The organism is Hyphomicrobiales bacterium, assembly GCA_016710435.1.
Taxonomy (GTDB): domain Bacteria; phylum Pseudomonadota; class Alphaproteobacteria; order Rhizobiales; family Aestuariivirgaceae; genus Aestuariivirga.
Genome location: JADJVV010000001.1, coordinates 1039347 through 1061445, shown reverse-complemented (window position 1 = coordinate 1061445; position 22099 = coordinate 1039347). Strand labels below are relative to the sequence as shown.

The following is a 22099-nucleotide window of genomic DNA, read 5'->3' as shown; positions in this document are numbered from 1 at the left end:
ATCAGCGCACGCCGCGCAGGCGGGCTTTCAGGTACTGGAAGAAGCCGGGGTGATACCAGACCGCGGATGGTCCATTGCGCGAGAGAGTGCGCAGGCTGCCTGCCGCGAGGGAGCGGATGGCGACGGCAAGAAGGGGCAGGGCCGCCGCAATCTGCAGGTAGGGATAGGTGAGGTAGCCGTCGATCGCGGCTGGGGAGATCAGGGCCTGGGCGATGATACCGCCCGTGTCTATCCCTTCATCCACGAGATGGATGGTGACGCCGCAGTTCGCAGGGTCGTTGTTGTAGATTGCCCAGTAGCCGCCGTGGGCACCGCGGTACATGGGCGTGATGCCCTGGTGCGTATTGATGAAGGTCGCCTTGATCGCCGACAGCAGGTTCTTCTTCAGGATGCGCGTGCCGTTGACGATCACGACATCGGGTTTGCGCTCGGCGATGAGGGCAATCGACTCGGGAGCGTTGATGTTCGAGACGTTGTGGATGGCGGGCGTGAACGGCTGCTGGCGTTCCAGGTCATGGTCGCGGCAGATGGCGCGGATGCGGCGTTCCGACTGGTAGGCAAGGATCGGCCGGATGAGCGCCACGAAGGCCATTTGCGAAAGCACGGACGGCCAGCCCAGCTTGCGGGCGCGGTTCTTCACCAGCACGGACTTCGCCACCGGCTGCTCGATGATGGCATCGAACAGGCCGAACTCCCGCACCAACCTGTTGTAGACGATCCAGGTCGTGGGATGATCGCTGCCGATCAGCAGGAGGCGCGGAAGTGAGGCGTTCGGAACCATGACGGCGAGGTTTTAGCGGCCACCCCGCAACGAAGCGTTAACGTGCACAGCTCCTGCTGATGCCCGCAAGGCGTGTGACGGTCAGGCCGGTTTCGCGTTGTTGACGCCGCAGAGGAGGATGTCGATGACGGCGCGGCGGACCCTTTCGCGGTCGGGCGGGCCGTCAGTGATGGCCTCCACCTGGGCCGCGAAGTCGGCGTAGTGCTGGGTCACCGCCCAGATCGCGAAGATGAAATGCACTGGATCAAGCGGGCGCAGCCGCCCTTCCGCCACCCAGCGGCGCAGCACCAGCGCCTTCGCCTCGACCAGATCCTTCAGCGGACCTTTCAGGAATTTCCCGACGTGCGGTGCGCCATGCAGGATCTCGTTGGCAAAGAGGCGGGAGGCGGCCGGGCGCTCGAAGGTCATGTCGAGCTTGGCCGAAATGTAGCGTGTCAGCTCACTCACCGGGTCGGCGGCCGCATCGAGCGTGCGCAGCGGCTCCAACCAGTCGGCAAGGGTGCGTTCGAGCACCGCTTCGTAGATGTCGTCCTTGCGGCGGAAGTAATAAAGAAGGTTGGGCTTGGACAAACCGCAGCGGGCGGCGATCTGGTCGATAGTGCCGCCGCGATAGCCATAGGCGGAGAATACCTCCAGGGCCGCGTCCAGAATGATCTGCTCGTTCTGCGACTGGATGCGCGTTTTCCGTTCAGGCTTTGCCTGGGCCTTGGGCATGGCCCCAGCCTGATAAATCTTGATCAAATGGTCAAGTGCGGTTAGCTTTCCGGCCAACAAGAAAAAACCTTCGGGGAGAATGCCGTGGCGGCAGCCGTGATCGAGGCCAAGGACCTCAGCTTGACGTTCCAGACGGCTGACAGCCCGGTCTATGCGCTCTCGAAGGTCAACCTGACGGTGGCGGATGGCGACTTCGTGTCCTTCATCGGTCCCTCCGGCTGCGGCAAGACCACGCTTTTGCGCGTCATCGCCGATCTTGAGCAGGCGACCTCCGGCACCATCACCGTCAACGGCCTGACACCCCATGCGGCGCGCCTCGCCCGGGCCTATGGCTATGTGTTCCAGGCGCCAGGCCTTTTCCCGTGGCGGACGGTGGAAAAGAACGTGGCCCTGCCGTTGGAGATCATGGGCATCGAAGGCGCTGCCGAACGGGTGAAGCGCAATCTCGATCTCGTCAACCTCGGCGGCTTCGAAAAGAAATTTCCCTGGCAGCTTTCCGGCGGCATGCAGCAGCGCGTGTCCATCGCCCGCGCGCTGGCCTTTGATCCCAAGCTGCTGCTGATGGACGAACCCTTCGGTGCCCTCGACGAGATCGTGCGCGACAAGCTGAACCAGCAGTTGCTCGACCTGTGGGCGCGGACGCAGAAGACGGTGGTGTTCGTCACGCACTCGATTCCTGAGGCGGTGTTCCTCTCCACCAAGATCGTGGTGATGAGCCCGCGGCCCGGCCGCATCATCGACGTCATCGAAACAAACCTGCCGCGCGACCGCACGCTGGATTTCCGCGAGTCGCCGGAGTTCCTCAAGCTGGCGCATCGCGTGCGCGAGGGCCTGAAGGCGGGGCACAGTTATGAAGACTGAGCGCGGCCAGGCGATCCCCGTGCTCGTGATCTGCCTCATATTGGTGGTGGTGTGGTATCTCGCCTGCATCCCCATGAATTCCGTTGTGGCGGAGGCGAAAATCGCGGCGGCTGGCGGCGGGCTTGCCGCCACGCTCACGGAAAGCTGGAACCACACGCGGCCGGTGATCCCGGCACCGCACCAGATTGCCGCCGATCTGTGGGCGACGGTGTTCACCATCGCGCCCTGGGCGAAGAAGTCACTGCTCTACCATTGCTGGGTCACGCTCTCCTCGACGCTGGTGGGGTTCATCCTCGGCACGCTGCTAGGCATCGGCCTTGCCATCCTGATCGTGCATTCAAGGCTGCTCTCGAAGGCGCTGATGCCGCTGATCATCGCCTCGCAGACCATTCCCATTCTCGCCATCGCGCCGATGATCATCGTGGTGCTGGGGGCGATGGGTTTCACCGGGCTCCTGCCCAAGGCGCTGATTTCCACCTATCTCTGCTTCTTCCCCGTCACCATCGGCATGGTGAAGGGCCTGATGTCGCCTGATGTCATCCACCGCGATCTCATGCACACTTACAACGCCGGTGCGGCGGAGACGCTATGGAAGCTCCGCCTTCCCGCCTCGGTGCCCTATCTCTTCACTTCGCTCAAGATCGCCATCGCGATTGCGCTCACCGGGGCCATCGTCGGTGAGCTGCCCACGGGTGCCGTGGCCGGCATCGGCGCGCGGCTGCTCATCGGCTCGTACAACGGCCTCACCATGATGATCTGGTCGGCGTTGGTCGCTGGCTCGGTGATGGCGGCAACACTCGTGTGGCTCGTGGGCCATGCCGAGCGCAGGATGCTGACCCGCATGGGGGTGCGCGCATGAGGGCCTTGCGCAACCTTCTCGCCCCGGCGCTGCTAGGTGTGGCGATCCTCGCCGTCTGGGAGGTGGCCTGCCGCGCCATTCCGATCCCGCAGGTGCTGCTGCCCGCGCCCTCGGTGATCGGGGCGCGCATCACGAACGAGATTCCGCTGCTGGCCTACGATTTCCTCAAGACCGTTATCCAGGCGGTGATTCCCGGCTGGATCATCGGTTGTGCTGCGGGGCTCATCGTGGCGCTTCTGTGCGACCGTTTCGATTTCCTCCGGCGCGGCCTCCTGCCGCTCGGAAACTTCTTCTCGGTGCTGCCGCTCGTCGGCGTGGCCCCCATCATGGTGATGTGGTTCGGCACGGGCGTTGCGCCCAACATCGCGGTTGTTGTGATCATGACCTTCTTCCCCATGCTGGTGAACGCGCTTGCGGGCCTGCAGGCATCCTCGCATCTGGAGCGTGACCTCATGCGCTCCTACAATGCCTCGTGGATGCAGGCTCTCACGTCCTTGCGGCTGCCCGCCGCCATGCCCTTCCTCTTCAACGCCCTGAAGATCAATTCGACACTGGCGATGATTGGTGCCATCGTGGCCGAGTTTTTCGGCACGCGCATCGCGGGCATGGGCTTTCGCATGCAGACGGGCTTCGGCAGCATGAGCCTCGATCTGGTCTGGGCCGAAATCGCCGTGGCGGCGGTGGCGGGCTCGCTTTTTTATGCACTGCTCGTTCTGGCAGAACGGGGAGTGACATTCTGGCATCCGTCTTACCGCACGTAAGGCGTGACTTTGGACATAAAACAGGGAGACTAAAGATGAAGAAATATCTGACGGCGGCAGCCGCTGCTGCGGCCATGCTCGCCACTGCCAGTGCGGCCAGTGCCGAAAAGGTCACACTGCAGCTGAAGTGGGTGACGCAGGCGCAGTTTGCCGGCTACTACGTCGCACAAGCCAAGGGCTTCTACAAGGACGCCGGTCTTGATGTTGAGATCAAGCTGGGCGGGCCGGACGTGAACCCGCAGCAGGTGCTGGCAGGCGGCGGCGCTGACGTCGCCGTGGACTGGATGCCCTCGGCGCTGGCCTCGCGTGAAAAGGGCTTGCCCACGGTGAATATCGCCCAGCCCTTCAAGCGTTCCGGCATGATGCTCACCTGCCGCGCTGAAACCGGCATCAAGGCACCGACAGACCTGAAGGACAGAACATTGGGCGTGTGGTTCTTCGGAAACGAATATCCCTTCATGGCCTGGATGTCGCGCCTTGGCTACAAGACCGATGGTTCGGCCGGTGGCGTCAAGGTCATCAAGCAGGGCTTCAACGTTGATCCTTTGATCCAGAAGCAGGCGGATTGCGTCTCCACCATGACCTACAATGAATACTGGCAGGTGATCGACGCCGGCATTCCCGCCGACCAGCTCGTCACCTTCAAGTATGAGGACCAGGGTGTGGCCACGCTGGAAGACGGCCTCTATGTTCTTGAGGACAAGCTGAAGGATCCGGCTTTCGTCGAGACCATGGCGAAGTTCGTCAAGGCGTCCATGAAGGGCTGGGACTATGCCCGAGCCAATAACGATGAATCTGCCCAGATCGTTGTCGATGCCGACGCGACGGGTGCCGCTGCCATCGACCATCAGAAGCGCATGATGGGCGAAATCTCCAAGCTGACGGAAGGCTCGGATGGCACCCTCGACATCGCTGCTGCCGACCGCACGGTGGAAACGCTGCTCTCGTCTGGCGGCGAGGCCCCGGTCATCACCAAGAAGCCGGAAGGCGCCTGGTCCGCCGCCGTGACGGACAAGGCCAAGGGCATGTAAGCGACACGCCCCTGCGCTCTTTCCGGAAACGGGTAGCGCAGGGGCTCCACTCCCCATGCATCCGCATGCGGAGCTGCCGCGTGGATTGTCAGGCCGGCCACGCCTTGAGTTGACGGACATGAAACCGCTTCTCACACTCGCCTTGACAGTGGCCGCAATCCTGGCTTTTGCGGGCAACTCCGTACTGACGCGGCTTGCCCTTTCCAGCCACGACATTTCCCCGGCCATGTTCATGGGTGTGCGGTTGATTTCCGGCGCAGCCATGCTTGCTGCAATTGGCCTCGCCAGGGGCCTGACCTTTGCCCCGGGCCCCAAGGATCTTGCCGGCATTGCAGCGTTGTTCATTTACGCACTCGCATTCACCTATGCGTATGTCGCCATGGGTGCGGCAACGGGTGCCTTGATCCTGTTCGGGGTGGTACAGCTCACCGTTTCCGCCATTGCCATGGTCATGGGACACGCGCCGCGGACACGGGATGTGCTCGGCATTGCCATCGCCCTTGCCGGACTTGGCTGGCTTCTGTTGCCGCGCGCGTCGGCTCCGCCGATCCTTGCCGCGTTGTTGATGATCGTGGCTGGCGTGGCCTGGGGATTCTACACCGTTGAAGGCCGCAAGGGCGGCCACGCGGTGGCGCGCACGGCGCGGAATTTTCTCGGCGCGGCTGTCCTCGCAGGCATCTGGCTGGTGGCCGCCCAGCCGGAATGGCCAGGCCTCCATGGCCTGCTGCTGGCGCTCGCCTCCGGTATCTTCACATCGGCCCTGGGCTATGTGATGTGGTATGCTGTCGTTCCGCACATGAACGTGTTCACGGCAGGTGCCTTGCAGCTGCTGGTGCCGGCTGTCGCCGCAGCGGGAGGTTTCCTGTTGCTGGGGGAGCATTTGCCAGGCGAATTCCTGCTGGCATCCGCGCTCATCCTTGGCGGTATCGCGCTGACGCTCAAACGCGTGCGGGCTTGACAGGTTCTCGCGCGCGGCGGCATCTTCTGACCAAACAGTCAAAAATCACCGGAGGACTACCATGGCCACCACTTTGATCCGCGGCGGAACTGTCGTGAATGCCGATGTTTCCGAACGCGCCGACGTGCTCATCAAGGACGGGCAGATTGTTGCCGTCGGCGAGGGCCTCTCGGGCGATACGGTGATTGATGCGGGCGGCTGCTATGTCATGCCCGGCGGCATTGATCCGCACACGCACATGGACATGCCCTTCATGGGCACGTCGACCGCCGACGACTATGAATCCGGCACCATGGCGGGCCTGGCGGGCGGCACGACGATGACAGTGGACTTCTGCCTTCCGGCGCCCGGCGAGAGCCTGCTCAAGGCCTATCAGGCCTGGCGCCACAAGGGCGAGAAGGCGGCCGCCGACTATTCCTTCCACATGGCAATCACACAATGGTCGCCGATGATCCACGATGAAATGGAAACCGTGGTGAAGACCTACGGCATCAACACCTTCAAGCACTTCATGGCCTACAAGGGCGCGCTGATGGTGAACGATGACGAACTCTACAACTCGTTCAAGCGCTGCGCCCAGCTTGGCGCGCTTCCGCTGGTGCATGCCGAGAACGGCGATGTTGTGGCGCGCATGCAGGCCGACCTTCTGGCGCGTGGCGTCACGGGCCCTGAAGGCCACAGCTATTCGCGTCCGCCGGAAGTGGAAGGCGAGGCCGCCAACCGCGCCATCATGATCGCCGACATGGCGGGTGTGCCGCTCTACATCGTGCATGTGAGTTGCGAGCAGACGCATGACGCCATCCGCCGCGCCAAGCAGGCGGGGCAGCGCGTTTATGGCGAACCGCTGGTGCAGTATCTCGTGCTTGACGACAGCGAATACCAGAACAAGGACTGGGACCATGCGGCGGGCCGCGTGATGAGCCCGCCCTTCCGCAACAAGAAGCACCAGGATTCGCTGTGGGCGGGCCTGCAATCGGGCACGCTCTCGGTCGTGGCCACCGATCACGCCACCTTCACGCGCGCGCAGAAGCGCATGGGGACGAAAAACTTCACGCAGATTCCCAACGGCACGGGCGGGCTTGAAGACCGCATGCCGGTGCTGTGGACCGCAGGCGTGAACACGGGGCGCCTGACCAAGGAGGAATTCGTGGCGGCGACCTCCACCAACATCGCCAAGATCCTCAACATGTATCCGCGCAAGGGAGTGGTGCGCGCGGGCGCGGACGCCGACATCGTGATCTGGGACCCCAAGGGCACCAAGACGATCACGGCGAAGAAGCAGATCAGCCGCATCGAATACAATGTCTTCGAAGGCTTCAAGTGCACGGGCGTGCCGCGCACCGTGATCTCGCGTGGCAAGATCGCCTGGGATCAGGGCGACATGCGCGCCAAGGCCGGCGACGGAGACTTCGTCGCCCGCAAACCCAACGCCCCCGTGAACCAGGCGTTCTCGATCTGGAAAGGCATCACGCAGCCGAAGGGAGTTGAGCGGATCGAGGTGACGCCGTGATCCGTCACGCGGCCATTTTCAAGCTGAAGCATGCCAAGGGTTCGACGCAAGAGCGGTCGTTCCTTGATGCCCTCAATGGCTTGCAGAAGATTCCCGGTGTGCGGGATTTTGCGATTTCGCGGGAGACGAGTCCGAAGAATGATTTCGACTATGCCGTCTCCATGACCTTCGACGACCAGGATGCCTATCACGGCTACAACATCCATCCCGACCACGTGGCCTTTGTGGAGTCGCGCTGGGTGCCCGAGGTCGTGTCGTTCATGGAGCATGACACCGAGGTGATGACGTTCTAGGTCAGGTGGAGAAGACGTACATTGCCTCAGCGCTCCAGCCAGTCGTGTTCGAGGGTGCGCATCTTGCTCATCATGGAAATGAGGAAGGCGGTGGACCAGCCGAAGAGGATGAGGCCGTTGGCGCCTTCGATGGCGCTCATGATGCGCCAGTCCGGCCCCAGTACGATGTCGCCGTAGCCCAGGGTGGTGAAACTGACGGTGGAGAAATAGAGCGCCGGCTCGAACTCGGTGATGGCGCCCAGCGTGAGGTAGACCAGCGCATAGGACCAGATTTCCGCCGTATGCAGGGCGACGATGCCGAGTACGGCGAAAATCAGCAACGAGATCTGCCGCATCACCTCGGACATGTGGGCGACGCGGTGGCTGTGGCGAGTGAGGAGCCGCAGCAAAAAGACGATGCCGAAGAAATGGATGCCAACCGTCCAGGTCATCATGACCGTGGCGAGGACGAGATTGAGGATGAGGGCGTGCATGGGCGGAGGTTACAGGACGTGCCGCGTCACGCAAACCGCTCAGGCGGCGGTGCGCGAATTCGCCTCGCTGCCGTCGCGGGCGATCACCACATTGACGCCACGGCCGCGCATCATGTCGAGCATGGCGGGGGGCGCGTCCTCGTCGGTGATGAGGGTATGGACCTGGGAGAGCTGGCACAACACCATGGAGCCCCGTGTCTCGAACTTGGTGGAATCGGCCAGCACCACCAGCTGCTCGGCGCGGGTGAGGAGCTTCGCCTCGGCGCGGGCAATGAGAGGATCTCCCTCGATCACGCCCATCTGGCTGATGGCATGGCAGCTCATGAACATGCGCGACGCGGTGAAATGCTGGATCGCATCTTCATCAAACGGCGAGAGGATGATGCCCTGCTCGCGATAGACCTCGCCGCCGGGCAACACGATGCGGTTGCCGCTGGTTCCGATCAGTTCCTGAGCGATGGGAAAGGAGTTGGTGAGAATCTGCAGTCGGCGCTCACGCAGGTATTCGGCCATGTACCAGGTGGTGGAACCGGCATTGATGATGATCGATTCGCCGTCGCGGCACATGTTGGCGGCTTCGCGCGCCAGCGCCCGCTTCTTGGCGGAGTTCATGCCCTGGGCAATGCCGAAGGGCCTGGCGCTGAGGTGCGACTGCTGGAACGACTCCACGACTTCGATGCCACCATGAATACGCCTGATCTGGCCCAGCTCCTCCAGCTTGGTGACATCGCGGCGCAGGGTGGCGGGCGAGGCCCCCGTCATGGCACCCAATTCGCGCAGCCGCATGACGCCACGGCTGCGGATGTGGGTGAGGATCAACTGCCAGCGCTCGCGTTCATGCATGAGCGGACGCTAATCAAAATCGCTCACAAAGGTCAATGTCGTTTCACTCATATTGCATCGCAAAACGTCATTGCAGTGCAATATCGCACATGCAGTGATGATTTCTGATTGACCTTGAGCGAATGCCTTGCCTATGGTTTGCGCCATGAGCAACATCCTCCTGACGTCCCTGTGGGACGATAAACACGCCGCCAGTCTCGATGAGCCGGGCAAACTCCTCTATCGCTCCAACCTGCTGGGGGCCGATCTCCGGATCACCAACTTCGGTGGCGGCAACACCTCCGCCAAGGTGACGCACAAGGATCCGCTGACGGGCAAGGATGTGACCGTGCTGTGGGTGAAAGGCTCCGGCGGCGACCTCGGCTCCATGAAGCTCGACGGGTTTGCCACACTCTACATGGACAAGCTGGAATCGCTGAAGTCCCTCTACAAGAGCCTCGACCAGGAAGACGCGATGGTGCACGCGCTGAACCATTGCATCTTCAACCTCAATCCCCGCGCACCGTCGATCGATACCTGCCTCCATGGCTATGTGCCGTGGGCCCATGTGGATCATGTGCATTCGGACGCGGTGATCGCCATTGCCGCCTCGGCCGATTCCGAGAAGCTGACCAAGGAGATCTTCGGCGACGAGATGGGCTACCTGCCGTGGCAGCGCCCGGGCATCGACCTTGGCATCAAGCTCGGCGCCATGGCGGCGGCCAATCCGAAACTCGTGGGCGTTGTGCTGGGTGCCCATGGCCTGTTCACCTGGGGCAAGACCGCCAAGGAAAGCTACGAGACGACGCTCCGCATCATCAACAAGGCTGCGGTGTGGCTCGACAAGAATGTGAAGCGCCCCGTGTTTGGCGGCGAGGCCGTGGCATCGCTCCCGGCGGAGGAACGCAAGGCGGTGGCGCGCCGCCTCATGCCGGATATTCGCGGACGCATCAGCAAGGGCGAGCACAAGGCGGGCCACTTCACCGACGTTCCCGAGGTGCTGGACTTCGTCAATTCAAAGCAGCTCGGCGCGCTGGCTCCGCTCGGCACCTCATGCCCGGACCACTTCCTGCGCACCAAGATCAAGCCGCTGATCGTGCCGCATGATGCCGACGGTCCCGCCCTCGATGCGCTTCTGGACGGCTACCGCAAGGACTACGCGGCCTATTACGCGCGCTGCAAGCATGCGGATTCGCCCGCGCTGCGCGACGCCAATGCCGTGATCTATCTCGTGCCGCGCGTGGGGCTCATCTCCTTTGCCAAGGACAAGGCCACGGCGCGCATCGCCTCGGAATTCTATGTGAACGCCATCAACGTGATGCGCGGCGCCAACGGCGTGTCGCAGTATCGCGGCCTTCCCGAGCAGGAGGCCTTCAACATCGAATATTGGCTGCTGGAAGAAGCGAAGCTGCAGCGCATGCCGAAGCCCAAGGCCTTGCAGGGGCGTGTGGCGCTCGTCACGGGTGGTGCCAGCGGCATCGGGCTTGCGATCGTCGAAAAGCTGCTCTCGGAAGGCGCCTGTGTCACCATCGCCGACATCAATGACGACGGCATGAAAGAGGTGAGCGCGGCACTGGGCAAGCGCTTCGGCAAGGACAATGTCTTCACCGTCAACATGGACGTGACGAAGGAAGAGGCCGTGGTGAAGGGCTTCGACGAGACCGCGCTGCGCTTCGGCGGCCTCGACATCGTCGTCAACAATGCGGGCATTGCCATTCCCATGCCGGCGGATGAGACGACGCTCGATGTGTGGAACAAGCAGATGGCCATCCTTGGCACGGGTTATTTCCTCGTGGGCCGCGAAGGCTTCCGCCTGCTGAAGCGTCAGAACAACGCAGGCTCAATGATCTACATCGCCTCGAAGAATGGCATGGTGGCCTCGCCCGGCACCTCGGCCTATGGCGCGATGAAGGCGGCGGAAATCCATCTGGCGCGCGTGCTGGCGGCGGAAGGTGCGCCGCTCGGCATCCGCGTCAACACGGTGAACCCGGATGCGGTGCTGCGCGGTTCGAAGATCATGTCGGAAGGTTTCCGCATGAGCCGCGCCCAGAGCCTCGGCATCAAGCCCGATGAACTGGACGATCACTATCGCAAGCGCTCGCTGCTGCAACGTTCCGTCTATCCCGAGGACATTGCCGAGGCGGTCTACTGGTTTGCTTCCGATGCCTCCAACAAGTCCACGGGCAACATCCTCAACGTGGATGCGGGTCATCTCGCTTCCTTCACACGGTAGGGGCACATGAGCTTCGCGATTTCAGGTGATTTCATTGCAGGTGAGAACGCGAAGTCTCTCATCGCCCACACGGATGATTATGCCCATCTCGGGCAGCAGTTGCAGCGGCGCGGGATTTCGATCGAAGACCTGACACGGCGGACCATGGACTATCAGGTGGCCGTGCCCACCTGGGGCGTGGGCACGGGGGGCACGCGCTTCGCCCGCTTTCCAGGGCCTGGTGAACCACGCCACGTCCACGACAAGCTGGAAGACTGTGGCGTCATCAACCAGTTGACGCGCGCCACGGGAACCGTGTCCCCGCATTTCCCGTGGGACAAGGTCTCAGACTACAATGCGCTCCGCCAGGAGGCGGCGCAATATTCGCTTGGCTTCGATGCAGTCAATTCCAACACCTTCCAGGACCAGAAGGGCCAGCCGCTCTCCTACAAGCATGGCTCCCTGTCGCATGCCGACAAGGGAACGCGGCAGCAGGCGGTGGAGCATAATCTGGAATGCATCGAGATCGGCCAGAAGCTGGGGTCGACGGCGCTGACGGTGTGGATCGCCGACGGCACCAACTTTCCCGGACAGCAGAACCTGACTCGGATGTTCGACAACTATCTGGCGGCCTGCGAACAGATCTACGCCGGCCTGCCAAAGAACTGGCTGCTCTTCCTCGAACACAAGATGTATGAGCCCGCCTTCTATTCCACGGTGATCTCCGACTGGGGTTCCAGCCTCATGGCGGCGCAGCACCTGGGGCCGCAGGCGAAGTGCCTCGTCGATCTTGGCCACCATGCGCCCAATACCAATATCGAGCAGATCGTGGCGCGGCTCATTCATGTTGGGCGGCTTGCAGGCTTCCACTTCAATGACTCAAAGTATGGCGACGATGATCTTGATGCGGGCGCCATCGAGCCGTTCCGCCTCTTCCTCGTGTTCAACGAACTGGTGGATGCCGAATTGCGCAAGGCCAAGGACTTCGCCCCGGCCTACATGATTGACCAGTCGCACAACGTCACGGACCCGATCGAAAGCCTGATGTCGTCGGCCACGGAAATCCTTCGGAGCTTCGTGCAGGCCTCACTGGTCAACCGCAAGGGGCTCGCTGCCGCGCAGGAGTCCAACGATGTGATGGCGGCGCACCGCATGCTGAAGGTCGCCTATACCACCGACGTGTCCCCGATCCTGGCGGAGGCGCGGCTGCGCAAGGGAGGCGCTCTGGCACCGATCGAGACCTACCGTGCCTCGGGCTATCGTGCCCGCAAGACGGCCGAACGTCCCGCCGTTGCAGGCTCGTCGTCGGGCATCGTCTGACGCACGCCACGGCGGCTTGGCAAGCTGCGGCGGCCATGGCAAACCTTGCGCCACGCAACGACGTTTCAAGGATATTCCCCATGCCTGTGCGCATTGATCTTTCTGCGGTCCAGTTTGGCGAGAAGGAAAAGCCGCTGGCGGAAGCCGCAGGCTTCACGCTCTCGACCTTCCGCTACGACAGCGGCATCGCCGCGATGCGGGTGCGCAACAGGCGGGGCGAGATAATCGTGCTACCTTTCAAGGGGCATCAGATCTGGCGCTGCATCTTCGATGGCCGCGACCTCACGATGAAGTCGATGTTCGACGAACCGGTGCCGGATGTGCCCTATCTCGAAACCTACGGCGCGTTCTTCATACACTGCGGCGCCACGGCGATTGGCGCGCCAGGTCCCACGGACCGCCATCCCCTGCATGGCGAACTTCCCAATGCGCCTTACCAGAAGGGCTGGGTCGTCCTCGATGAGCAGAAGGGCACATGCGCCATTGTTGGCACCTATGAATACACGGTGGCCTTCTCGTATCACTACCTCGCAACGTCGACCCATGTGATGGGCGCGGATTCGACCCTGCTTGATATTTCACTTTCGGTGGAGAATCTGAAGAAGACGCCCATGGACCTGATGTACCTCGCCCATGCCAACTTCCGTCCCGTGGACAATGGCGAACTCTTCTATTCCGCACCGGCAACTTCCAAGGCCGTCCGCGTGCGCAAATCCATTCCGGCCCACATCACGCCGACTGCCGCGTACAAGGATTTCCTGGAGAAACTTGCCGCTGATCCCAAGCTGCATCACGTTCTGAGGCCCGGCCTCGCCTTTGATCCCGAAGTGGCCATGACCATCGACATGACGGCAGGTCCCGACGGGTTCGCACACGCCCTGTTGCGGCGCCCGGATGGATCATCGGACTACATGCGCTACCGTCCCGAGCAGTGCGGACAATGCATCCGCTGGATCTGCCGCACGCCCGACCAGGATGCCATTGGCGTTGCGTTCCCTTCGACGTCGGAGGTGGAAGGCCACACGGCCGAAAAGAAGAAGGGCCTCTATGTGAACCTGGGTGGCGGCGAGACCTGGCGCGTGGACATGCGGGTGGGAACGCTGGACGCGGAAGACACGGCCCGCGTCGCCAGGGAGATCGCAGCGATCAACGGGTGATATATGGCAGGGCTTCGGCTTTCTCCCGCACATGTGGCGCTCTGCCACCGCGAGGTGGCGGACGCCGGACCCTTGCCGTCGGTCGAGTTGCTGGGGGAAGAGGATTTCCTGCCGCTCGCGACATTGATCCTGTCCGGCCGTGGTGACGGGCCGCTCTGGCTTTTCGCCTATGGGTCTCTGATCTGGAAACCTGAAGTGCCCCATGAGGAGATGCGGCGGGCCGTGGCGCAGGGGTGGCACCGCGCCTTTTCCATGCAGATCCGGCGCCACCGTGGCACCATCGAGCAACCCGGCTACATGATGTGCCTGGATCCCGGCGGCCATTGCGAGGGCGTTGTGTTGCGCTTGCCGGAGAGCGACCTGCTCAGTACCGTGGAAAAGCTGATCCGGCGCGAATTGACCCGCCGTGGCGCCGTCGAGGCGGTACGCTGGATTGATGTGGAGACGCCACAAGGGCCGCTCAAGGCGTTGGCCTTCTATGCGGGGCCGTCACGTCTCGACAACTATATGGCAGGCCGCCCGCTGGCGGACGTGGCTCACGGCCTGGCGCGGGCCTGCGGGCACTGGGGGTCGGGCGCGGAATATCTCTACAATACCGTCTCGCACCTGGAGGGGCTGGGCATCCACGACGAAGGGTTGTGGCATTTGCAGGAGAAGGTGGCGGCGGAGATCGAGGCCCTCTACGGGAAGCCCATGCCACTCTGAGGGACAGCCTCGAGATCGCTCTTCTTCGCGCCCGCGAATGACAAGCTCATGATGTAGGCCGCGAGCGCCTCGGCCTGTTCGGGCGACATCTGCCAGTCCGGCATGGCAGGATGATCGGTGGCCACGCCTTCGTTGAAGGCATCCTCGAGTTCTGCGAAGTCATAGCTTACGGCCATGTCGCGGAACTTCGGTGCGATGACGAGGGGGCTTTCACCGGTCGCATAGATCGCATGGCAGATGGCGCAGTTGGATTCGGCCAGACGCTTCCCATGATCAATCTTGGTCTGGTCATCCTGGGCCGCGGCTACTGCCGCAAAGGCCAGTGCTGCAAAACATGTAGCGGCAATGCCGATGGCGGTACGCTTCATCATGGCTTGGCTTCCAATGTATGGAGGTAGGCAACGATGGCACCCACCTGTTCGGGAGGAAAGACAAACTCGGGCATGTCGGGATGGCCGGTGATGAGGCCTTCGCCCAAGGCCTCCTCCAGGGAATCCGCGCCATAGATCTTCATGACCGTACGGAAGGGCGGTGCAATGGGAAGCGGGCTTTCGCCTTCCGCACCGACGGCATGACACCGGCTGCAATTGTCCTGTAGCAGTTTCTGGCCCTCGGTTACCGGATCACCGGCAAAGGCCGGGGAAACCCCGAAGAGGACGCCCAACACCACTGCATATGCACGGATGCTCATAGTCCTTGGCTAGCACGAGCAATGACAATTGACCTTGATGCAGGTCAACGGCGGGTTTCAGCTGCCGAGATGGGTTTTCCAGAAGGCCAGCATGCGCTTCCACGCCAATTCCGCGGCCGCACGGTCATGCACGCCGCGCTGTTCATTCATGAAGGCGTGGTCGGCGTCGTAGCTGAAGATTTCCGCCGCCGGACGCACGGATGCGAGGGACTGGGAAAGGTTCGCAACCAGTTCTGGCGTGCACCAGTCGTCACGGCTGGCAAAATGGCCCTGGAAAGGGATGCGGATGTCTTCGGGATGCGCCGCGGCGCGCGGTGGAATGCCATAGAAGCAACAGGCGGCGGCAATTTCCCGGAGGCGAACGGCTCCGAGGATGGTGACAGCCCCGCCCAGGCAGAATCCGGTGAGGCCGACCTTGGCGCCACTGCGTGACAAGTACTGGGCAGCCCCGCGCACGATGTTGTCGGTGGCATCGAGAAAGTCCAGCGAGGCCATCTCGTGGTTGGCGCGCTCCGTGTCGTGGTAGGGCACGGTGGTTCCGGCGTAGAGATCGGGTGCAAGTGCTTCGTATCCGGCGCGGGCCAGCCGGTCGCAAATGCCCTTGATCTGATCCTGCAATCCCCACCATTCCTGTATCACGATGATGCCGGGGGCATGGTCGCGCCCCGGCTTGGCGAGATAGCCCGCCGTTTCCTTGCCGTCATGGCGTTTGAACGTGATTGATGTGCCCATGGTCTGCATCCCCTTTTCGGCGCAAGTGTTGCAAAGAGGTTGGCGCGTGACAAGGGATCAGCCACCGCCCTTGCGCGGCGGCGTCCATCATGAAACAAGGTGCGCCATGTCATTCGGATCAACCGACCATCCATTCTACCGTCCCCTGTGGCGGCGCCTTGCCATCATCGCCGTGACGGCGGTGTGGGCTGCCCTTGAAATCTTCCGCGGCGGCGAGCCGATGTGGATGGTGATTGCGGGCGGGGCCTTTGCCTATTCGCTGTGGACGTTCCTGATCACCTGGAAAGAACCGGTCCAAGCCGAACCGGTCAAGCCCGCGCCACCTTCTCCGCCAGATCAGAATTGAGCAGCGTCAGAAGCGCGGTCTTCAACTCACCATCCTTGTCGCAGGCACGGCGCAATTCGGCATGGGCCCACGACACCAGCACGGCCCGCGGCTTTACCGTGACGGTTGCTGTTGCCGGCTTGTCCCGCAGATAGGCCAGTTCACCGATGAAGACAGCGGGATCGACATCAATTGCACGGCCCGACTTGTTGACCTCCACGCCGCCGTCCAGAACATAGTAGAGGCGATCAAGGAGTTGGCCTTCCTTTGTGATCGCGCGGCCTTCTTCCAGTTGTTCCCACCGGCCCAGTTTCATCAGCCGGCGGAACTGGCCCGGTGTCAGGCCACGCAAATTCTGAAACAGTGTCATTTCGTGGTCACTCAGCGACGTCATCCGGCGGTCGCGCAGGATGAGCGCAATCATCACAATATTGATGCCCATGTTGGGGATGATCCAGAAGATTGCTTCCCACAGGGGACTGGAAGATGCGCTGTAGTAATAGGCCATGTAGGCAAAGTCGCCGGCAATGGCGAAGGTGCGGAGCGCTATCTGGTCACGGAACAGAAAGCAGATCAGATAGAGCACGGCACCGACATGAATCAGGTGCTGTGCCATCGCCTCGAAGCCCGGCATTGATATTCACTCCCATTGTCCCGCCATGAGGCTGGACGGCGCGTGGCCTTCTTGTCCAGAGGGAAAAATTCCGGCTTTGTGGTCCGGGCCTAGGCGGCGGCCACCTTGTCGGCCATGTCGGCGGAAAGAAGGGCCTGCATGGCGTTCTTCATGTCGTCGTTCTTTTTCAGAAGTGCGCGCAACTCCGCCTGGTCCCACGAGACATAAAGCGATTTCTCCGCCGTGGTCACCGTGGCGCTGGCGGCCTTGTCGCGCAGGAAGGCAATTTCGCCGATGAACAGGCGAGGGTCGCGCTCCATCAGGCGGCCCTGCTTGCCGATCGTCACCTTGCCATCCAGCACGTAGTACAATTTGTCGAGCATCGCGCCTTCTTCGGTGAGCCGCGCTGGTTCTTCCCCCTCGTGCCATGTCGCGAGCTTGAGGAGTTTGCGGAACTGACCGGGATTGAGTGTTTCGAGGCAGCGGAACAACGTCATCTCGTTGTCGGTGAGCAGTGACATGCGGTGTTCGCGCAGCAGGATGGCGATCATGGTCACATTGATGGCGACGTTGGCGATGCTCCAGACCAGAGGGTTCCAGAGCGGATCGGCAAAGGCAAAATAGTAGTAGGCCGACAGCAGGCTGTCGCCGATGGCGGCGAAGATGCGGAGCTTGATCTGGTCGCGGAACATGTAGCAGACCAGTGTGGCGATGGCCGCAAGATGGACCAGATAGTCAGGCGAAAAGGCTGGCATAAATATTCACACGTTTGGCGCCGCGCATTCTGCATCTGCACGAAACGCAGTTGATTATCGCCCCCGTCCATGGCGTGATAGCGCAAAACGCGGGAGGATCAACTGATGGAATACCGTTCTCTGGGCCGCTCCGGCCTCAAGATTTCGCTGCACACGCTGGGAACCATGAATTTCTCGGGCGAGGGCTTTTTCGACAAGATTGGCGGGATCACCCCGCAGGAATGCAAGCGTCTGGTGGACGTGGCGGTCGACCACGGCGTCAACCTCATCGATACGGCCAATGTCTACACCACGGGCAAGTCGGAAGAGGCGCTGGGGGCCGCCATCAAGGGACGCTCCAACCAGCTGATGGTGGGCACCAAGGTGCGTTTCCCCATGGGCCAGGGGCCCAATGAACAAGGCAATTCCCGTTGGCACATCATCAATGAATGCGAAGCCAGCCTGAAGCGGCTGGGCCGCGATCACATCGATATCTACTACCTGCATGAATGGGACGGGATGACGCCGGTGGAGGAATCCATGGCGGCGCTGGACCTGCTCGTGAAGCAGGGCAAGGTGCGCTACATCGGCTGCTCGAATTTCTCAGGCTGGCACATCATGAAATGCATGATGGCGGCCGACCGCCACAACTTCGAGAAATTCGTGGTTCAGCAAATCCATTACACGCTGGAATCGCGCGATGCCGAGTTCGAGCTCATCCCGCTGGCTATCGACCAGGGCATAGGCGTGCAGGTGTGGAGCCCTATTGCGGGCGGGCTGCTCTCGGGCAAGTTCCGAAAGGGCGTGACGCCCGATGTGACGCGGCACAACAACAACTGGGGTGAGCCTCCCATCCGCGATGAAGAGCGCCTCTACGAAATCATGGATGTGCTGGCCAAGGTCGCGGACGGCCGCGGCGTGTCCGGTGCCCAGGTGGCGCTGGCTTGGCTGGCGGGCCGCGCAGGCGTCTGCTCGCTCGTTCTCGGCGCGCGCAATGAGGCCCAGCTGAAGGACAATCTTGCTTCCGCCTCGCTCGTCCTCACCGCGGAAGAACGCGCCATGCTGGATGATGTGAGCCTGCTGCAACTTCTCTATCCCTACTGGCACCAGCTCAACGCGGCGTCGCGCCTCGGCCCTGCCGATCTTTCGCTGATGGCACCACATGTGGCCCGGATGAAGCCGCGCCTGTGATCATCCGGCACGGGGAGCCGGCTTACGCTGTCTCCCTGTTTGCTCATGCGGCATCGCCACGCTTCTGCGGGGCTTGACGCCGGGGCCGGTCCCGCGCCTAATCTTGACCAAACGTTCAAAGATTGGGAACCGAACACATGGCCACGCCGAAGACCAACCTCACCATCAATCCGCAGCGGCTGTGGGACACACTGATGGAAACAGCGGCCTTCGGCGGCACGCCCAAGGGCGGAATCAAGCGGCTCACCGTATCGGATGAAGACAAGAAGGTGCGCGACTGGTTCAAGGCCCAGTGCGAGGCGCTGGGTTGCACCGTCGAGGTGGATGAAGTCGGCAACATGTTTGCGACGCGCCCCGGCAAGCGCAAGGACCTCGCCCCCATTGCCATGGGCTCTCACCTCGATACACAGCCGACGGGTGGGAAGTTCGACGGGGTTCTGGGCGTGCTCGGTCCACTGGAGGCGCTTCGGACAATGGTGGACATGGGCTACGAGAGCAACGCGCCCATCATGATCGTGAACTGGACGAATGAGGAAGGTTCGCGCTTTGCACCAGCGATGTTGTGCTCCGGCGTCTATGCGGGCGTGTTCACGCCTGAATTTGCCTACAGCCGCGAAGACCGTCAGGGCATCAAGCTCGGCGACGAACTGGAACGCATCGGCTACAAGGGAAAGCACAAGGCGGGCGCCATCACATTCAGCGCGATGTTCGAATTGCACATCGAGCAAGGCCCGATCCTTGAAGCCGAGGGGAAGATGATCGGTGTCGTCACCGGTGTGCAGGGCATGCGCTGGTATGAAGTGACGGTGCGGGGTCAGGAAAGCCATACGGGTGCAACACCCATGGGCCTGCGCAAGAACGCGCTGCTCGGGGCCTCGCGCATGATCGAAGCCATCCATCAGGTCGGCATGGCGCATTTGCCCGGCGTGGCTTCCGTGGGGCTGATCGAGAACCGTCCCAACAGCCGCAACGTGGTTCCGGGCGAGGTGTTCTTCACCGTCGACCTGCGCCATCCGGACGAACGCGTGCTCGACGCCATGGAGGCAGGATACCAGGCGGCGCTGCCGAAAATCGCAGCAGACCTGAATCTCGACCTGGAAGAAAAATGCATCTGGAAATCACCGGCGGTGAAGTTTGCCCCGGAGCTGATCCGCTGCGTGCAGCAGGGCGCCGACCAAGCTGGTTTTGCATCCCGCGAAATGGCGTCCGGCGCGGGCCATGACGCCGCGTATATCGCGCGCGTGGCGCCCACCACGATGATCTTCGTACCCTGCCTCGGCGGCATCTCCCACAACGAGTCGGAATCGACGACGCTGGAAGAATGCGGTGCGGGCGCGCAAGTGCTGCTGAACGCCGTTCTCGCCCACGATGCGGGCCTGGCATGACGAGCGAACTTGCGGCGCGGGCCAAGGCGCTGTCGCTTCTCCTGACGGGCTGGCCCTCGGTCACGGGGACAGCAGACGAAGCGGCCCTGCCGCACCGGCTGGCTGGCGAACTTCAGCATTTTGATACGGCCTGGGTGGCGGCCATTCCCGGTGACCCGTTCGGGCGCAGCAACGTCTTCGCGTTGAAGCGGGGACGGTCGCGGCGGACGGTCGTGCTGACCGGGCACTTCGATACCGTGACAATCGAGGACTATGGCGCACTGACGGATGTGGCGCTGAAGCCGGCGGCACTGGCGCGGGCCATGATCGCAAGGCTCCAGAACAGCGGCGAAAGTGCGCTGGCACTGGCCGACCTCGAAAGCGGCACGTTCCTGCCGGGGCGCGGCCTTCTCGACATGAAGGCAGGACTGGCCGCAGGGCTTGCCGCCATGGAGGCCTATGGCGGGGATGCCACACTGCTGTTCCTTGGGGTCTCGGATGAGGAAGAACGGTCTGCCGGTGCGCGGGCCGCCATTGCGCAGTTGCGCGATGCCGCGGAGCAGCACGGCCTTGATATTGCACTGGTCATCAATCTCGATTCGATCTCCGACCAGGATGATGGGCGCGCGGGGCGGATCGTCACCTATGGTTCGATCGGCAAGCAGCTTCTGTGCGCGCATGTGGAGGGCGTGCCCGTCCATGCGGGATATGCGCAACTGGGCGTGAATGCCGCTTATGTGATGGCGGAACTGGTGCGGGCGATCGAATTGTCGCCGCGCCTGTCGGACCGCACCGGTGACGAAGTCGCGGCGCCGCCGACCGTGCTTTTCGCCAAGGATGGCAAGCAGGGTTACAACGTGACGACTCCTGCCTCCGCCTTCGCCTACTGGAATACGTTGCAACACCGCCAATCCGGGGCGGAGGTGCTTGATATCGCCATGGACCTCGCCGCTGAAGCCGTGGCCGCGGCGGAGGCGCGCACCGGGCAGAAGATTGCTCTGCACCGCGCGTCTGATTTTCCCATGCCGGCCTTCACGCCCGATCCTGCCTTGTCTCTTCCGGAGCAGACGCGCCTTGCCTTTGCAGCCCTGGTGAAGGCCAATGACGTGCGGGGGCCGGCGGTGATCGTCGGCTTCGGGTCCATTCCCTATCCTGCGGTGTTGTTGAAGGACGGGCCGCTGCGCCGGGCCATCTCGTCCGCGGTGACTCCCTTCGGCCTCGGCGAGGTCAATTTCTTCGCCGGGATTTCCGACATGAGCTTCTACGGCGAAGCGGCGGGTGACCTTTCCGTGGTGGCCGCCAACACGCCGATCTGGGGGAGCGGCTTCACCATGCCCGCGCCCGGCGGGTGGCCTTGCATCAACATCGGACCCTGGGGCCGCGACTATCACACCTGGCTCGAACGGCTGCATGCGCCTTACGCCTTCGAGACATTGCCGCGCGTGTTGCTGTCGGTCATTGAAGCGGTGGCGAAACTTGGCTAGAGCGCCAGTGGCAATTCCAAGGAGAGCAACACAATGGCATTGAAGCGCATCGAACCCGGCAAGCGCATGAGCGCGGCCGTCATCCACAACGGCATGGTCTATCTCGCGGGCTACACGCCCGAGAAGGCGCAGGGCAAGTCCGTGGCCGAGCAGACCAAGGACATTCTCGACCAGATCGACGAGACGCTGAAGGAAGCGGGCACCAACAAGACCAATATCGTCAAGGCCAACATCTGGCTCACCGACATCAAGACCTGGGCCGAGATGAACTCGGTGTGGGACCAGTGGGTGGTGCCGGGCCAGACGCCCGCCCGCGCCACGGTGGAATCGAAACTTGCCGCCCCCGGCATCGACGTGGAAATCATGGTGGAAGCAGCCATCGTGAGCAAGGCTCGCAAGGCCGCCAAGGCCACCCGCCCCGTCAAGAAATCCGCCAAGAAATCCGCCAAGCCGGCGAAGAAGGCGAAGAAGGCCAAGAAGGCGAAGCGCAAGTAAGCGACATTTTTGT

25 protein-coding genes are annotated in these 22099 nt (G+C 62.5%); 16 read left to right on the top strand and 9 right to left on the bottom strand.

Annotated features, from left to right (window positions below):
• Position 1: 1 nt before the first annotated feature.
• Complete coding sequence (locus IPM06_05160) at positions 2-781, bottom strand: formyl transferase (GenBank protein MBK8769801.1); 780 nt, start codon at positions 779-781, stop codon at positions 2-4.
• An 81-nt stretch (positions 782-862) separates the two neighbouring features.
• Positions 863-1495, bottom strand: coding sequence for a TetR family transcriptional regulator C-terminal domain-containing protein (locus IPM06_05155; GenBank protein ID MBK8769800.1), 633 nt, complete (start codon positions 1493-1495; stop codon positions 863-865).
• An 84-nt stretch (positions 1496-1579) separates the two neighbouring features.
• Here IPM06_05155 and IPM06_05150 point away from each other — a divergent pair, with 84 nt between their 5' ends.
• The 7 genes from IPM06_05150 (at position 1580) to IPM06_05120 (ending at position 7768) form a co-directional block, all read left to right on the top strand.
• The gene (locus tag IPM06_05150; GenBank protein MBK8769799.1) at positions 1580-2356 is read left to right on the top strand and encodes an ABC transporter ATP-binding protein; all 777 of its coding nucleotides are present in this window, start codon (positions 1580-1582) and stop codon (positions 2354-2356) included.
• Entirely contained in the window at positions 2346-3215 is an 870-nt protein-coding gene (locus tag IPM06_05145) for an ABC transporter permease (GenBank protein MBK8769798.1), read from the top strand. Before IPM06_05150 ends, IPM06_05145 begins: the two co-directional genes overlap by 11 nt.
• A complete protein-coding gene (locus tag IPM06_05140; GenBank protein ID MBK8769797.1) occupies positions 3212-3976 on the top strand; it encodes an ABC transporter permease in 765 nt (254 codons plus the stop codon). The genes IPM06_05145 and IPM06_05140 overlap by 4 nt, the downstream gene beginning before the upstream one ends.
• Before the next feature lie 35 nt (positions 3977-4011).
• The gene (locus IPM06_05135; protein MBK8769796.1) at positions 4012-5007 is read left to right on the top strand and encodes an ABC transporter substrate-binding protein; all 996 of its coding nucleotides are present in this window, start codon (positions 4012-4014) and stop codon (positions 5005-5007) included.
• A 118-nt stretch (positions 5008-5125) separates the two neighbouring features.
• The gene (locus IPM06_05130; protein ID MBK8769795.1) at positions 5126-5965 is read left to right on the top strand and encodes a DMT family transporter; all 840 of its coding nucleotides are present in this window, start codon (positions 5126-5128) and stop codon (positions 5963-5965) included.
• A gap of 61 nt (positions 5966-6026) precedes the next feature.
• A complete protein-coding gene (hydA, locus tag IPM06_05125; GenBank protein MBK8769794.1) occupies positions 6027-7475 on the top strand; it encodes a dihydropyrimidinase in 1449 nt (482 codons plus the stop codon).
• Positions 7472-7768: a Dabb family protein gene (locus IPM06_05120; GenBank protein ID MBK8769793.1), complete on the top strand. Its 297-nt coding sequence runs from the start codon at positions 7472-7474 to the stop codon at positions 7766-7768. Before hydA ends, IPM06_05120 begins: the two co-directional genes overlap by 4 nt.
• A 26-nt stretch (positions 7769-7794) precedes the next feature.
• On the opposite strand, the gene IPM06_05115 is transcribed toward IPM06_05120, so the two are convergent.
• Together IPM06_05115 and IPM06_05110 are read right to left on the bottom strand one after the other, a co-directional pair.
• A complete protein-coding gene (locus IPM06_05115) occupies positions 7795-8241 on the bottom strand; it encodes a two pore domain potassium channel family protein (protein MBK8769792.1) in 447 nt (148 codons plus the stop codon).
• 39 nt (positions 8242-8280) lie between these two features.
• A complete protein-coding gene (locus IPM06_05110; GenBank protein ID MBK8769791.1) occupies positions 8281-9084 on the bottom strand; it encodes a DeoR/GlpR transcriptional regulator in 804 nt (267 codons plus the stop codon).
• Positions 9085-9229: 145 nt separating this feature from the next.
• Between IPM06_05110 and IPM06_05105 the strand changes: the two genes are divergently transcribed.
• The 4 genes from IPM06_05105 (at position 9230) to IPM06_05090 (ending at position 14457) form a co-directional block, all read left to right on the top strand.
• Positions 9230-11296 (top strand): bifunctional rhamnulose-1-phosphate aldolase/short-chain dehydrogenase, encoded by a 2067-nt coding sequence (locus IPM06_05105; protein MBK8769790.1) that lies wholly within the window; start codon positions 9230-9232, stop codon positions 11294-11296.
• 6 nt (positions 11297-11302) lie between these two features.
• Positions 11303-12595 (top strand): L-rhamnose catabolism isomerase, encoded by a 1293-nt coding sequence (rhaI, locus tag IPM06_05100; protein MBK8769789.1) that lies wholly within the window; start codon positions 11303-11305, stop codon positions 12593-12595.
• 80 nt (positions 12596-12675) lie between these two features.
• Positions 12676-13752, top strand: coding sequence for a DUF4432 family protein (locus IPM06_05095; protein MBK8769788.1), 1077 nt, complete (start codon positions 12676-12678; stop codon positions 13750-13752).
• A 3-nt stretch (positions 13753-13755) separates the two neighbouring features.
• Entirely contained in the window at positions 13756-14457 is a 702-nt protein-coding gene (locus tag IPM06_05090; protein MBK8769787.1) for a gamma-glutamylcyclotransferase, read from the top strand.
• On the opposite strand, the gene IPM06_05085 is transcribed toward IPM06_05090, so the two are convergent.
• Genes IPM06_05085 through IPM06_05075 form a run of 3 tightly spaced genes read right to left on the bottom strand, consistent with a single transcriptional unit; the run spans position 14433 to position 15880 of the window.
• The gene (locus IPM06_05085) at positions 14433-14828 is read right to left on the bottom strand and encodes a cytochrome c (GenBank protein ID MBK8769786.1); all 396 of its coding nucleotides are present in this window, start codon (positions 14826-14828) and stop codon (positions 14433-14435) included. The genes IPM06_05090 and IPM06_05085 overlap by 25 nt on opposite strands.
• A complete protein-coding gene (locus IPM06_05080; GenBank protein ID MBK8769785.1) occupies positions 14825-15148 on the bottom strand; it encodes a cytochrome c in 324 nt (107 codons plus the stop codon). The genes IPM06_05085 and IPM06_05080 overlap by 4 nt, the downstream gene beginning before the upstream one ends.
• A gap of 57 nt (positions 15149-15205) precedes the next feature.
• On the bottom strand, positions 15206-15880 hold the full coding sequence (locus tag IPM06_05075) for a dienelactone hydrolase family protein (protein MBK8769784.1): 675 nt from the start codon (positions 15878-15880) through the stop codon (positions 15206-15208).
• A 106-nt stretch (positions 15881-15986) separates the two neighbouring features.
• Here IPM06_05075 and IPM06_05070 point away from each other — a divergent pair, with 106 nt between their 5' ends.
• Complete coding sequence (locus IPM06_05070) at positions 15987-16226, top strand: DUF3329 domain-containing protein (protein MBK8769783.1); 240 nt, start codon at positions 15987-15989, stop codon at positions 16224-16226.
• Here the strand turns inward: IPM06_05070 and IPM06_05065 are convergent.
• Together IPM06_05065 and IPM06_05060 are read right to left on the bottom strand one after the other, a co-directional pair.
• Positions 16189-16839, bottom strand: coding sequence for a cyclic nucleotide-binding domain-containing protein (locus tag IPM06_05065; GenBank protein ID MBK8769782.1), 651 nt, complete (start codon positions 16837-16839; stop codon positions 16189-16191). The genes IPM06_05070 and IPM06_05065 overlap by 38 nt on opposite strands.
• A gap of 89 nt (positions 16840-16928) precedes the next feature.
• Positions 16929-17573: a cyclic nucleotide-binding domain-containing protein gene (locus IPM06_05060; protein ID MBK8769781.1), complete on the bottom strand. Its 645-nt coding sequence runs from the start codon at positions 17571-17573 to the stop codon at positions 16929-16931.
• Between the two features lie 105 nt (positions 17574-17678).
• On the opposite strand from IPM06_05060, the gene IPM06_05055 reads away from it, so the two are divergent.
• The 4 genes from IPM06_05055 (at position 17679) to IPM06_05040 (ending at position 22086) form a co-directional block, all read left to right on the top strand.
• Entirely contained in the window at positions 17679-18743 is a 1065-nt protein-coding gene (locus IPM06_05055; protein MBK8769780.1) for an aldo/keto reductase, read from the top strand.
• Between the two features lie 137 nt (positions 18744-18880).
• A complete protein-coding gene (locus tag IPM06_05050; GenBank protein ID MBK8769779.1) occupies positions 18881-20128 on the top strand; it encodes a M20 family metallo-hydrolase in 1248 nt (415 codons plus the stop codon).
• Positions 20125-21591: a M20/M25/M40 family metallo-hydrolase gene (locus IPM06_05045; protein MBK8769778.1), complete on the top strand. Its 1467-nt coding sequence runs from the start codon at positions 20125-20127 to the stop codon at positions 21589-21591. The genes IPM06_05050 and IPM06_05045 overlap by 4 nt, the downstream gene beginning before the upstream one ends.
• 33 nt (positions 21592-21624) lie before the next feature.
• Positions 21625-22086 (top strand): RidA family protein, encoded by a 462-nt coding sequence (locus tag IPM06_05040; GenBank protein MBK8769777.1) that lies wholly within the window; start codon positions 21625-21627, stop codon positions 22084-22086.
• Positions 22087-22099: the final 13 nt, after the last annotated feature.

What these genes read in the sequence shown, in the direction of transcription:
- IPM06_05160 (MBK8769801.1), bottom strand. Translation starts at nt 781, where the DNA reads ATGGTTCCGAACGCCTCACTTCCGCGCCTCCTGCTGATCGGCAGCGAT.
- IPM06_05155 (MBK8769800.1), bottom strand. Translation starts at nt 1,495, where the DNA reads ATGCCCAAGGCCCAGGCAAAGCCTGAACGGAAAACGCGCATCCAGTCG.
- IPM06_05145 (MBK8769798.1), top strand. Translation starts at nt 2,346, where the DNA reads ATGAAGACTGAGCGCGGCCAGGCGATCCCCGTGCTCGTGATCTGCCTC.
- IPM06_05140 (MBK8769797.1), top strand. Translation starts at nt 3,212, where the DNA reads ATGAGGGCCTTGCGCAACCTTCTCGCCCCGGCGCTGCTAGGTGTGGCG.
- IPM06_05135 (MBK8769796.1), top strand. Translation starts at nt 4,012, where the DNA reads ATGAAGAAATATCTGACGGCGGCAGCCGCTGCTGCGGCCATGCTCGCC.
- IPM06_05130 (MBK8769795.1), top strand. Translation starts at nt 5,126, where the DNA reads ATGAAACCGCTTCTCACACTCGCCTTGACAGTGGCCGCAATCCTGGCT.
- hydA (MBK8769794.1), top strand. Translation starts at nt 6,027, where the DNA reads ATGGCCACCACTTTGATCCGCGGCGGAACTGTCGTGAATGCCGATGTT.
- IPM06_05115 (MBK8769792.1), bottom strand. Translation starts at nt 8,241, where the DNA reads ATGCACGCCCTCATCCTCAATCTCGTCCTCGCCACGGTCATGATGACC.
- IPM06_05110 (MBK8769791.1), bottom strand. Translation starts at nt 9,084, where the DNA reads ATGCATGAACGCGAGCGCTGGCAGTTGATCCTCACCCACATCCGCAGC.
- IPM06_05105 (MBK8769790.1), top strand. Translation starts at nt 9,230, where the DNA reads ATGAGCAACATCCTCCTGACGTCCCTGTGGGACGATAAACACGCCGCC.
- rhaI (MBK8769789.1), top strand. Translation starts at nt 11,303, where the DNA reads ATGAGCTTCGCGATTTCAGGTGATTTCATTGCAGGTGAGAACGCGAAG.
- IPM06_05095 (MBK8769788.1), top strand. Translation starts at nt 12,676, where the DNA reads ATGCCTGTGCGCATTGATCTTTCTGCGGTCCAGTTTGGCGAGAAGGAA.
- IPM06_05090 (MBK8769787.1), top strand. Translation starts at nt 13,756, where the DNA reads ATGGCAGGGCTTCGGCTTTCTCCCGCACATGTGGCGCTCTGCCACCGC.
- IPM06_05085 (MBK8769786.1), bottom strand. Translation starts at nt 14,828, where the DNA reads ATGATGAAGCGTACCGCCATCGGCATTGCCGCTACATGTTTTGCAGCA.
- IPM06_05080 (MBK8769785.1), bottom strand. Translation starts at nt 15,148, where the DNA reads ATGAGCATCCGTGCATATGCAGTGGTGTTGGGCGTCCTCTTCGGGGTT.
- IPM06_05075 (MBK8769784.1), bottom strand. Translation starts at nt 15,880, where the DNA reads ATGGGCACATCAATCACGTTCAAACGCCATGACGGCAAGGAAACGGCG.
- IPM06_05070 (MBK8769783.1), top strand. Translation starts at nt 15,987, where the DNA reads ATGTCATTCGGATCAACCGACCATCCATTCTACCGTCCCCTGTGGCGG.
- IPM06_05065 (MBK8769782.1), bottom strand. Translation starts at nt 16,839, where the DNA reads ATGCCGGGCTTCGAGGCGATGGCACAGCACCTGATTCATGTCGGTGCC.
- IPM06_05060 (MBK8769781.1), bottom strand. Translation starts at nt 17,573, where the DNA reads ATGCCAGCCTTTTCGCCTGACTATCTGGTCCATCTTGCGGCCATCGCC.
- IPM06_05055 (MBK8769780.1), top strand. Translation starts at nt 17,679, where the DNA reads ATGGAATACCGTTCTCTGGGCCGCTCCGGCCTCAAGATTTCGCTGCAC.
- IPM06_05050 (MBK8769779.1), top strand. Translation starts at nt 18,881, where the DNA reads ATGGCCACGCCGAAGACCAACCTCACCATCAATCCGCAGCGGCTGTGG.
- IPM06_05045 (MBK8769778.1), top strand. Translation starts at nt 20,125, where the DNA reads ATGACGAGCGAACTTGCGGCGCGGGCCAAGGCGCTGTCGCTTCTCCTG.
- IPM06_05040 (MBK8769777.1), top strand. Translation starts at nt 21,625, where the DNA reads ATGGCATTGAAGCGCATCGAACCCGGCAAGCGCATGAGCGCGGCCGTC.